This is a genomic window from Parendozoicomonas sp. Alg238-R29, from assembly GCF_947331445.1.
Lineage (GTDB): Bacteria > Pseudomonadota > Gammaproteobacteria > Pseudomonadales > Endozoicomonadaceae > Sansalvadorimonas.
In genome coordinates this window covers 1-11,122 of record NZ_CAMZOG010000113.1, presented here as the reverse complement: position 1 = coordinate 11,122, position 11,122 = coordinate 1, and the positions used below count along the sequence as shown (strand labels likewise).

Genomic DNA, 11,122 nt, shown 5'->3' with positions numbered 1-11,122 from the left:
CCGTTCAAATCAATCTTTGCCTGAAGGCTATTTCTGTTTCAACCCCTCACTTTCTTCAGCCAACCTGAGAAAGCCCCAAATATATTTTCTAAATTTCTGGGTGTTTAGCTGAAAAATATTGAAAATTGCCCACGTTGTTTCAACTTTTCATATAAAGTTGAAACAGCCTTGGTTCACCGGCTGCGATTGGGCAGACGTTCAGGGGTTCCAGAAGTATTTGTATCAGGCGAGTGCGGCTGGCTAAGTGTAAAAACTATTTTTGCGTTTCTTTAAAAGCAGGAGCCACTACAGGCTCCCATAATTCAACTCACTGAAAACACTTAACTCCTAACTTTTTTACTGCCGTTTAAGAGGTTTAATTGATGGATACCTACACACAGGGCACACTTTATCAGTAACAGTCTGGCTCTCAAATAAATTCAAACACTCAGGATGAAATTGATGAAGACACCCAAGAACACTCACATCATCATTAACTAGAAAAGGGCTTCTACAGATGGTGCATCCTATGAAGTGATGACCGTAGGCATCAACAAAATCAAACTCTTCACCCTCTTTCCTTGCTGAATTCACAGCGTCTTTCCTATGAGAAGATAACTGACTGGCAGAAAAAAGCTCCGATGAAACCGAAGGTGCTGCTTGTGGCGATTGAGGAGTAGGGGCAATCGTATCTTCCTGAGACCATTCTCTGAATTCTTCGGCTACTTTAAAATAAAGATCCACTTCAACAGTATTCAAAAAGTTCATGAAAGCTGCCCTATCTTGCATATGGTTAGTTGTAGCCATACTGGGCTGCCCCGTATTCAAATACGCCAGAAGCATTTGCTCGCAGGGGTTATCTATACCTCGTTCATATTTTACATATGGAAGATCTAAAAGGAGGGCAGTATGTTTCCATTGGTTCTCTGAAAACAACGGTGCAAGCCTCTTGATATCGTCCGGTGTCATCGGCTGACCCAGCCATTCGTTATACTTCTGCAGATTGAATGCCTTAGTCTGACTACGCTGCTTCTTCTCTACAGCAGGCACTGCCACAGGGCTGGAGGAATTAACAGAGAGAGCTTCCAACGAAAGGCTATCTACTTCCCGCCTCTTCACTGCCCCAGAAGCTGGAACTACCCTGACCGGTGGTGCTTGCTGAACCTGCCGCTTTTCTTGCTCTTCTTCTCGACATTTCTTAAGTGTTTTTGCCAACCAACCTCCCAAATAGCCGGTTGATGTTCGAGCATTCGACAGGGCAAAAATGAAATGTTCTATTGCCTGCGGTCTACCTGCTTGTATATGCTTCCGAATGTGATCGAGCAATGCCTTGTTCCTGTCAGCATTTGTCCCCTTACGCTCAATTCTCTCCATCTCATCACCTAAACGAACCAAACCACTTCCCACAAGCTGTGTACAAACTGCTGTTGCATTCATTGCCCCAACCAAGCGTTCAAATTCTATTGTTAGTGCACGCATTTCTGGTGATTCTGCAGGAGTTTGTTCCCGAGGCCGTGTATTTACAGCTGGCGGCAGCTTAACGACTGGAGCACGGTATTCCGTTTCATGTGCTTCAAGATTCTTTGCATGAAAGGCATAGGTTTTACTGTTTTTCAAGACTGCCTTTAGTTGTTCATAAGCCTCTGTATTGCCAGCATAAAGGTGCCTATAAACCTCATTCAGTACTATTTGTCTTTTCTCTGTATCAGTTTTTCCTCTTGCACTCTGAAGCTCATGCATCAGATCAAAACTGATAATGTTCTTTGATGCGAGCCCCGCCAACATATGCTCAAAAGGGCACCTCTCCAAATTCTCGTAACACCGAGTAAAAGCTTCCATGGCCTGCTCTGATGAAAGGTTTGAAGCCGCCGCAGGTGTAGAAACCCGAGACTGAAAGTCTGAAGAAGACGGCGCAATATAAGACGGACTACCACTTATTGAAGCGAGCTGCCCACTTTGCCCTTGATATGAAGATAACTGCAGGCTTTCCCGACTACCGGGTGTACCCCCTTCAGGAATACTGAAAGACGAATGAGCACCCAACGATAGATTCTGCTGAGGGTCAACAGATGCCATAGAGCTATAATATGCACTTGGCCTATCAGGTGTCACGCTCCCTGTGTGACCTGTGTAACTGCTTTTCCCTGTAACAATTCCAGTGACAGGTTGAACACCGGAATGTATTGGTCGTCCTTGAAATAGCCTACTAGAAGTAGGGATAGTGCTGCCTGCAAAGGCATAAGCGCTGTTCCTTGGTAGGCTGGGTACAACTGATGCTGTTGTTTTGGGTGCCAAATTATGATCATAACGATCCATACTTATTCTCCTGCTTAAGGTTATATTGAGTTTTTCAAAATATATGGATTCGTCTGGAGCGGTGAAAGTTTCATCCAGTAACACGGTTGTTAATAGAAACATCCTCCGACTCAAACAAAGCAAGAGGGCGTTTTTATATTGGATCAGGAAATATTTTCTAACTCAGGAATCAGTCCACGCTGAACGAGCCGCTTCCAGCTTCTCAGCCAGCTCTTCCTGATTGTCAGCACGCACATTCACATGCCCAATCTTGCGGCCCGGACGAGATGTTTTGCCGTACCATTGAAGGTGTAACTCACAAAGAACAGGAAGCCTTATTCTGGTTTGGCGCCCCTCCAACAAAGCGCCAAAAAGATAATTAGTGAACTCTAACAATACTCAAACTGTGGAGTATATTTCCATGTAAATTTGATATTTGTGGAACTGGATATGTGGCAGCAAAAGCTTATTCGCCTGACCCCCTACCCAAGGGGTTACCACCTGATCACCCACGCAATCATTCATAACCTGCCTGAGCTTAAGGATTATGAAATTGGGCTACTGCATCTCTTTATTCAGCACACGTCTGCATCTCTAACGATTAATGAAAATGCTGACCCATCTGTTCGGGAAGATATGGAGTGCCATATAAATAAACTTGTTCCTGACAATGAACCCCACTACCTCCACCAGGATGAAGGCTCAGATGATATGCCGGCCCACATCAAAAGCAGCCTGATGGGCTCAGAACTTGTTATTCCAATTCGTAATGGAAAACTGGCTTTAGGAACATGGCAAGGCATTACTTTGGGGGAACACAGAATCCATGGTGGACACCGCCAAATCGTGGCAACCATTCAGGGACAGCAAGGCTGTCCGCAATTAACTGGATTGTGCGTCAAATAGACGATTGTAAAAAAACTGAAAAAAAATAATGGCAAGATTCAGGAAAAGGAATTATAAATGGAAATGCGCGACATGAAGTCAGCGCTAACAATAAGAATAATAAAACAAGGCGACACTAATGATTCCAGTAAATGGAACGTGGTGAAACCACCAGTAACCAAGAGGACTGGACAATGGCACGGAAAAAGCCCACGAAAAAAGCGAAAGCTGGTGAAGGACCAGATTTTTCCTATCTTGGAAGTAAGGATGAATCTCCCGATGAACGCACTGTTGAATCCCGCCGCCGACTAAGGGAGATGATGGATACCCAGATTGAAGAGTATCTGGCCAAAGGCGGTACAATTGAGGAGGTTCCATCAAATGTTATCTCTGACCCACCTAAAAAACCCGAATCAAACTACGGCAACAGACCGATTTAATGCTATTCACTAAGAATGTCTGACCGTCAGGGCCCGCATGTCTGCGGGCCTCTTAGGTTCTGTTGATATAAGTTTATCGAACCCAGCATTCGCTACAAACAGCCGAGATCAAATAATACGCACAAGCGATTGTTTGTCTGATGGCTCATCGTGAAGCTCACCAATACAGTTCAGTGTCAGCCCGTAATTACCAGCTATATCCAAAAACTCCTGTTCACATTCAGAAGAAACAGCAACCAACAGACCTCCACTGGTCTGGGGATCACACATAATCTGTTTTTGGCGATCTGTTAGATCCGGGAGTTTATCCCCATAACTGGCATGGTTACGCCCGGTTCCGCCGGGAACACAACCCAATTCACGGTAATGTTCAACTTCTGGCAGCAATGGAATATCATTTTCCTGAATGACAGCACTTACACCACTGCCTTCGCAAATTTCCAGCAGGTGCCCCAAAAAGCCGAAGCCGGTTACATCAGTAATGGCTGATACCCCTGGAATACGGGAAAATTCTGCTCCCGACTTATTCAATGTGCACATGGCATCGCGGGCGATATGGGTGTGCTCCGGAGCAATTTTCTTCTGTTTTTCAGCCGTTGTCAGAATACCAATACCCAACGGTTTGGTGAGATAGAGCTTGTCACCTGCTTTGGCCGTATCATTTTTCTTCAAGTGTTCCAGAGGTACACGCCCTGTAACAGCAAGCCCAAAAATAGGCTCCGGTGTATCAATACTATGACCACCCGCCAGTGGAATACCTGCCTCCATACAGGCCTGTCGACCGCCATCAATCACTTTTCCTGCAACATCCGGCCCCAGCAAATTAACCGGCCACCCTAGAATGGCAATGGCCATCATGGGTGTGCCACCCATGGCATAGATATCACTGATCGCATTGGTCGCAGCGATACGTCCAAAATCAAACGGATCATCCACAATGGGCATGAAGAAGTCAGTGGTGCTGATAACACCTTCACCATTACCCATATCAAAAACAGCGGCATCATCTTTGGATGCATTACCAACCAGCAAACCAGGAAAATCAGGCAGCTTAAGATCACTCTTTAAAATCTGATCAAGGACCTGGGGGGAAATTTTACAACCACAACCGGCACCATGGCTGTATTCAGTGAGCTTAATTTCACTCATGGGGATAACCCTTAATTAGGAGGCTCCGTTCAATAGGGAGCGAAGCCGGTCACTCTAACCCTCAGGAAGGCTTTCTTCCAGTTGTTGTGATACGTACAAACCCCCACCATCGGGCATCAATATTCTCAAAGCGGTTTGTAACCTGATCATATTTCTTTTCATTAAGTCCATACTTCATCAGTAAGGGTTTAAGCTGCATCAGTGTGAGAGCTAACAGCTGCCCCTCTATATCATTGCCACGTGCAAGTGGTGAATATGCATGAGCATTAACCCCCTCAAGGCCACTTTCTTCAAAAAGGCGTGCATTTCGATACCCGGAATGGAATGAAATCCTGTTGTGCTCCTCCAGAGAGTCAAACAGATTCTGCACATACGCATTCATCTCGGAATCACTGGAAAAGTTTTGAAATGAAACCCCCGATGGCAAAAGACCGAGATCCTCAACCATTAATACGCCTCCAGGTTTTAAGGCGCCCACCAGAGACGTTAAAACCTGCTCTCGCTCAGGAACGTGCATCAAGACGTCTCTCACAAAAATAAAGTCATACTTCTTTTCTGGAAGAGTATCTGTCACCAGATTCTTTTTAAGCACATGCACAGTGGGTTTGTTGATTTCCTCCAGAAATTTTGTATCCATATCCAGAGCATCCACCAGTCCCTCCGGGCCTACCTTATCCGCCAACCAACGGGAAACGCTCCCTAAACCTGCACCGGCATCCAGACAACGCCAACCTTTCTGGATATCAACCTGTTCCAGCTGTAAAAATGTATAGGGGTTAGACCACGATTCCAGCAGAGAAAGCCGCTCCTTCGCTTTTTCCCACTGGTTATCCAGAGTGTACTGTTTGCCGGCATACACTTGCCCGACCAGAAGAGACATAACAACAGTAAAAATAACAGCCGTAAGAAAAGTGAACTTCTGCAGAATTCTGGAGCGATACATGACAACTTTCCTTCAAAAAACAGCAGTGTAGACACCAAAATGAAGGTGAAGAAAAAAGAAACCGGCATCACTGTTTACATTTTTCTTCAATCCGCGCCAGTGCTTGCCCTGCAACAATCTCTTGATTGTCCCCTGTGATAAAACGGCATCAGCAATATCCTACAAAGATGACAGACAGGTATATGTGATGATTACTACTGCCATTTTCCCAGGCCGTTATGTTCAAGAGGATCGTGCTCTGGAAGTCCTGGGTGAAGAAACGGAGCGTTTGGGAAAACACGCTTTAGTCTTGTTAGATTCTTATATTAACGAGCACTACGATGATCGCATCGCCGGTATTCTCCCAGAGAAAACAGGCTTTACCTGCACCACATTTAACGGAGAATGCTGCAAGGAAGAGATTGAGCGTATTCAGGCTTTGGCTGAAAACCACTGCCGCCGCAATCAGGGCACAAATATGACTGGCCGTCAGGGTCCCCAGTCTGCTCTAACTCTTGCCGAGCTCTGCCATGAAAGTGGCTAATGCAGAAGGCCAGCGTCGTCAGGGTCGATAATCTTTAAAACTCTTTTCTTTGACCCGGCAGGTGCTGTTCATATCCGTGAGCTACACCTGTTTTTTTATAACCTGTTTGATTTTCAGGTTGTAAAACCAAGGGGGTGAAATAGAATATTGGGAAACAGTGTTTCCGCTTAAAATATAAAAATAGTAAAACAGGTAACACCATGCTTGCTCCTCGTATTGTTTTTCCGGCGGTTATGGCTCTTTGCCTCACCACCGTCTGGCTCTTACTACAGAATGGCGTTCACGAAGGTATCGCAGTCTTTGCAGTACTTATTCCCGGCGCGCTGACTATTGCTTTTCTTGAAAGACTGATGCCCTACCGCCAAGACTGGAATCAGTCTGACGGCGATACAAAAACCGATATTATCCATTTAGTGATTGCCCAGATTTCCATTCCCCGATTAATGAAACCGGTATGGTTGGCTTCTCTGGCAACGGCAACAACCTGGGCAGGACAAACCTATGGTCCGAATCTATGGCCTCATCACTGGAACATCGTCGCCCAACTATTTCTGATGTTGGTCATTGCAGAGTTTGGCCGCTACTGGTTTCACCGGGCAGCACATAACATCACATTCCTGTGGCGCTTCCATGCCGTTCACCACAGCCCTAACCGACTTTACTGGATGAATGCCGGACGCTTTCACCCTATCGAAAAGGTTTACCTGCTGATTCCAGAAGTTGTTCCCTTCGTTATCCTCGGAACCAATGCCGAAGCACTGGCTATGTATTTTGTATTTAATGGCATTCATGGATTGTTCCAGCACAGCAATATTCATGTCCGTCTTGGCTGGTTGAATTACATCTTCTCAATGACGGAACTGCATCGCTGGCACCATTCCAAATGGATTGAAGACTCTAATAATAACTACGGCAATAACCTGATTATCTGGGACATTATTTTCGGCACTTTTTACTGGCCAAAGGGTAAAGAGGTAGAGAGCATTGGCGTTTTCAACCCAGACTACCCCAAGGATTATCTTGGCCAGCTGGCTGCACCATTTCAGGGTGATATTGATAAAACGTCAGCCGATGGCATCTGTCATCACCAGGAGAAGTCGGTATGAGTCGCTTATCTAAATTCATGCACGGTTATGCACTGGTGTTTGCTGCTGTACTGGCTGTTGGGGAAACACTGGTCATCTTCAAAACGAATAAATACTGGCCATTATCACTGGATGATTATCTTGCAGTGCTGACTCTCGCAGGGTTGGCACTGGCCAGTAAAAAATCTCCACGCTTTCTAGCACTGACTCCTTCCGTATGGGCTTTCGTAGCCGGTAACCTTTATGCCATGCTGTTTACCAGACTCGACCCTGTTCATGGTTCTGGTGAAAGAATTGGCCTTCTGGTTGTTGCTTTAAGCGCAGCCGTAGCAGGCTTCATTGGCGCCGTTCGTGTATGGCACAGCAATAACACTAACAATAATTAAAGAGGCTGCTTATGAGCGAAGATACCGCAGAGAAAACCTTTAACTCATTTGCCGAGTTTTACCCCTACTATCTGGAAGAACACAGCAACCCTGTTTGCCGTGCCCTGCACTATGTCGGCAGCCTGCTGGTTCTGTCGCTGCTGGGGTACTCCATTGCCACAAGCCAATACCAGCTGCTCTGGTTCCTGCCTGTGGTGGGTTATGGTTTTGCCTGGGTTGGGCATTTTGTTTTTGAGAAGAACAAACCCGCCACCTTCAAATATCCCTTATACAGTTTTATCAGCGACTGGGTGATGCTGAAGGATTTCTTTATGGGTCGTTTCCGTAAATAACTCATAGCAAATCCCAGAGAATGTTCCTTGGCATTCTCTGGTAATTTTCCTCCCCTTTTCTTAACAGCATTTTTATTTTGATTTTTGTCATAGATTTCTACCGTACGCTGCTGTTATAAAACGCCCCCTCAACCCTGGCACGAAGTTATAGGGATAAGTGTCGGGATATTACTCTCCAACAATAGAAGGCCTATGTCGTACAAGAGCGACAAACCGTGTCTGGTACGCAAGGGTTAAACTTCATGAATGCACTAAAAGCACACGAGATCCGCGGCACCTGGGCGCCACTGTTTCTCCAAATAAAAGAACACAGTGTTATCGACTTTGGCTTTATTGATGAAGAGATTGCAATAATCCAAAACTCTGGCGTAAGCGGTGTTTATGCCGGAACAAATTCCAGTGAATTTTTTAATCTGACTTTTACTGAATACTGCCGTTTAATTGAGCGATTTGCCTCGTCCTGTCACAGACACGGCATCGCATATCAGTTGGGAGCCTGCCATGCTCATCCCTATGAAAGCCTTGAACGAGTTGCCGTAGCGGCTGATCATGCGCCGGCTGCCATTCATTTGATTCTTCCAGATTGGGTTGAAGCCAACCGCCGAGGCGTTCTTAGATTTATGAAAGGTTGCGCTAAAAACTCACGGGGGCGTGGTCTTATTCTCTGTAATCCGCCGAATGCGAAAATTCAGCTAACGCCTGAAGATTACCTTTGGCTGGCTAACGAAGTACCTGAACTTGTTGGTATCAGTGCATCCGGTGGAGACGACAACTGGTACGAAGCTATGCAACCGGTGATTGAGCAGATTACTGTTCTGGTTCCCGGACAATCTATGGCAACAGGTCTATCTAAAGGTGCTCATGGTTCCTGTTCAAGTATTGCCGGTATGAATCCCTGCGCTGCACAGTCATGGAATGAACTGACTCTCCGAGATCAGGCCGCAGGTCTTGAGCTGGAAAAGCGCATTCAGCAGTTTGTTCGCGAGTGCATTAACCCTCTTGTGACTGAACATAACTACCCTCTTCACGCCTGCAGTAAGTTTATGGCTGTGATTTCCGGTTGGTGTGATGGCCTTCACCAGCGTCTGCGCTGGCCTTACTCCTGGGTTGAAGACAATCACATAGAACCCATACGAGCTCGGGGAAAGGAGTTAATCCCGGAATTTTTCGAACATATAAAATAAACCGGTTAATGATGGAATGAGGGCACCCAGAGCCCTCTTCCTCAAACTTGAACCACGTACAATCCGCAGTATTTTTTTCACTTAGAGGTTTCCACCTGCTCACAACAAAGCCCACAAAGCATATTTTCAAGATCAACCCACCCAGCGCAGAAAATAAGCCTGAATAATAAAAATAAACGAAAAAAATTATCGAAAAAGCCTTACTTTTCAATATCTTGTATAAATACTAACGCTTCTATAGAGTGCGGCAACTATTACTAAAATACATAAAACGTGAACAACTTCTGTTCCGGGAGACACTCATTCCATGAAGAACAACCTTGCCTCTCGTATTATGATCGCCTTGGCCGCAGGTCTTCTTCTTGGCAGTTTAATTCAGTCTTTTGCAGCACCTGATGGTTTCCTGCAAACCTATCTTGTTCAGAATATTTTTGGCACCGGTGGCTCTCTGTTTGTCGCCATGATCAAGCTGGTTGTTGTACCGCTGATCTTTGTCTCCATCGTTAATGCCGTATGCTCCCTGGAAGATGTTGGCCAGTTTGGTCGTCTTGGCATGAAAACCTTCAGCCTCTACCTGGTGAACACCGTTATCGCTATTACTGCCGCGATTGGTCTGGCAACTCTGATTCAGCCTGGTTTAGGAGCTGAACTGGGTCTTGCCGATGCAACAGTGAACCTGAATATCAAAGAGCCGCCTTCGATGCTGGCCATGATTGTGGACATTGTTCCTGTAAATCCATTCAAGGCTTTTTCTGACGGTAATATCCTGCAAATCTTGTTTATGGCGATCATAACTGGTGTAGCCATCAAGAAGCTTGAGAACCATGAGACTCACAGCGCCAGCAAAGCTTTTGCGGTAGCGAACAGCGTGATGATGAAGCTGATCACCATGATCATGTCTCTGGCTCCATGGGGTGTATTCTTCCTGACTGCCAAGCTCGGTGCGACTCTGGATACTGCCAGTATCCTGAGCGTTCTGTCCTACGTTGGAACTGCCCTGACTGTTATGGTGTTCTGGCTGTTTGTTTTCTACCCGCTGGCTATCAGCCTGATTACCCGTCGCAACCCGCTGGATTTCCTGCGCCAGACTCGTGAACAGATGATGTTTGCACTGTCTACTGCCAGTTCTAACGCCACTATCCCTGTAACACTGCGTACACTGACCGACAAATTGAATGTTTCCAGCCGTGTTGCCGGTTTCTCTGTACCTCTGGGTGCAACCATGAATATGTCTGGTGCTGCTATCTACATGGCCGTTGCCACCATTTTTGTCGCGAATGCTTATGGCGTGGTTCTGGGATCTGCAGAACTGGTCACTCTCGGCTTTACTACCTTCCTGCTGGCTATTGCCACCGGCGGTATTCCTGGCGGCGCAGTAGTCACAACAGGTGTTCTGCTGCACACTCTGGGTCTGCCTATCGAAGCACTGGGTATTATTATCGCGGTTGACCGTATTCTGGATGCCGCCTGCACCGTGGTTAACGTAGTTGGCGATACTGCTGTCAGCACTATTGTTGCTCATACCGAGTCAACATCTGAGGAAGAGAGTGCTCAGCCTGCGATGATGGCTACAGCATAATCCGCAACAGTTATAAACCACTTATGAAAAAGCGCCTACCGGCGCTTTTTCATAATCTGACCGTTCAAAAGATCGGCTCCTCAGGGATATCTGTGGGTAAACAGGAGCGGATTTTGAAATAAAAGCACCAGCGGCTGACTTCTGGTAGATTTTTTGTTTGCCGACAAAAATAACAAGAAGAACCGCTGATGCTCCTGAAAACTATCCTCAATAAAGTCCACAAACTCAAGTCGTTTGTTTATCAGGACGTCAACATCAGCTCCTATCAAGGAGCCGAAGTTCTCAATGTTACGGTTGTTCCAAGAAAGAACAGTCACGCCCTTTGTTCTGGTTGCCTGAAGC

Annotated in this window: 12 protein-coding genes; 8 read left to right on the top strand and 4 right to left on the bottom strand. The window is 46.1% G+C overall.

What is annotated here, in order from left to right; translation table 11 throughout:
- Nucleotides 1–336: 336 nt before the first annotated feature.
- Both QMA35_RS19695 and QMA35_RS19690 read right to left on the bottom strand, forming a co-directional pair.
- A complete protein-coding gene (locus QMA35_RS19695; RefSeq protein ID WP_281648857.1) occupies nucleotides 337–1,818 on the bottom strand; it encodes an RING finger domain-containing protein in 1,482 nt (493 codons plus the stop codon).
- A 639-nt stretch (nucleotides 1,819–2,457) separates the two neighbouring features.
- Nucleotides 2,458–2,670 (bottom strand): hypothetical protein, encoded by a 213-nt coding sequence (locus QMA35_RS19690; protein WP_281648856.1) that lies wholly within the window; start codon nucleotides 2,668–2,670, stop codon nucleotides 2,458–2,460.
- Nucleotides 2,671–2,724: 54 nt separating this feature from the next.
- Between QMA35_RS19690 and QMA35_RS19685 the strand changes: the two genes are divergently transcribed.
- Nucleotides 2,725–3,180, top strand: coding sequence for a secondary thiamine-phosphate synthase enzyme YjbQ (locus QMA35_RS19685; protein ID WP_281648855.1), 456 nt, complete (start codon nucleotides 2,725–2,727; stop codon nucleotides 3,178–3,180).
- 131 nt (nucleotides 3,181–3,311) lie between these two features.
- Nucleotides 3,312–3,599 (top strand): hypothetical protein, encoded by a 288-nt coding sequence (locus QMA35_RS19680; RefSeq protein WP_281648854.1) that lies wholly within the window; start codon nucleotides 3,312–3,314, stop codon nucleotides 3,597–3,599.
- A 108-nt stretch (nucleotides 3,600–3,707) separates the two neighbouring features.
- Here the strand turns inward: QMA35_RS19680 and selD are convergent, their stop codons facing one another.
- Together selD and QMA35_RS19670 are read right to left on the bottom strand one after the other, a co-directional pair.
- On the bottom strand, nucleotides 3,708–4,748 hold the full coding sequence (gene selD / locus QMA35_RS19675) for a selenide, water dikinase SelD (RefSeq protein ID WP_281648853.1): 1,041 nt from the start codon (nucleotides 4,746–4,748) through the stop codon (nucleotides 3,708–3,710).
- Between the two features lie 61 nt (nucleotides 4,749–4,809).
- On the bottom strand, nucleotides 4,810–5,691 hold the full coding sequence (locus QMA35_RS19670; protein ID WP_281648852.1) for a class I SAM-dependent methyltransferase: 882 nt from the start codon (nucleotides 5,689–5,691) through the stop codon (nucleotides 4,810–4,812).
- Nucleotides 5,692–5,878: 187 nt separating this feature from the next.
- On the opposite strand from QMA35_RS19670, the gene QMA35_RS19665 reads away from it, so the two are divergent.
- The 6 genes from QMA35_RS19665 to QMA35_RS19640 all read left to right on the top strand — a co-directional run bounded on the left by QMA35_RS19665 (nucleotide 5,879) and on the right by QMA35_RS19640 (nucleotide 10,780).
- Nucleotides 5,879–6,214 carry a hypothetical protein gene (locus QMA35_RS19665; protein ID WP_281648851.1) on the top strand — a complete coding sequence of 112 codons (336 nt, stop codon included), beginning with the start codon at nucleotides 5,879–5,881 and terminating at the stop codon, nucleotides 6,212–6,214.
- A gap of 200 nt (nucleotides 6,215–6,414) precedes the next feature.
- Nucleotides 6,415–7,320: a sterol desaturase family protein gene (locus QMA35_RS19660; RefSeq protein ID WP_281648850.1), complete on the top strand. Its 906-nt coding sequence runs from the start codon at nucleotides 6,415–6,417 to the stop codon at nucleotides 7,318–7,320.
- Complete coding sequence (locus tag QMA35_RS19655) at nucleotides 7,317–7,685, top strand: hypothetical protein (RefSeq protein WP_281648849.1); 369 nt, start codon at nucleotides 7,317–7,319, stop codon at nucleotides 7,683–7,685. Before QMA35_RS19660 ends, QMA35_RS19655 begins: the two co-directional genes overlap by 4 nt.
- Nucleotides 7,686–7,696: 11 nt before the next feature.
- A complete protein-coding gene (locus tag QMA35_RS19650; RefSeq protein ID WP_281648848.1) occupies nucleotides 7,697–8,017 on the top strand; it encodes a DUF962 domain-containing protein in 321 nt (106 codons plus the stop codon).
- 242 nt (nucleotides 8,018–8,259) lie between these two features.
- Nucleotides 8,260–9,201: a dihydrodipicolinate synthase family protein gene (locus tag QMA35_RS19645; RefSeq protein ID WP_281648847.1), complete on the top strand. Its 942-nt coding sequence runs from the start codon at nucleotides 8,260–8,262 to the stop codon at nucleotides 9,199–9,201.
- 307 nt (nucleotides 9,202–9,508) lie between these two features.
- Nucleotides 9,509–10,780 (top strand): dicarboxylate/amino acid:cation symporter, encoded by a 1,272-nt coding sequence (locus QMA35_RS19640; protein ID WP_281648846.1) that lies wholly within the window; start codon nucleotides 9,509–9,511, stop codon nucleotides 10,778–10,780.
- Nucleotides 10,781–11,122: the final 342 nt, after the last annotated feature.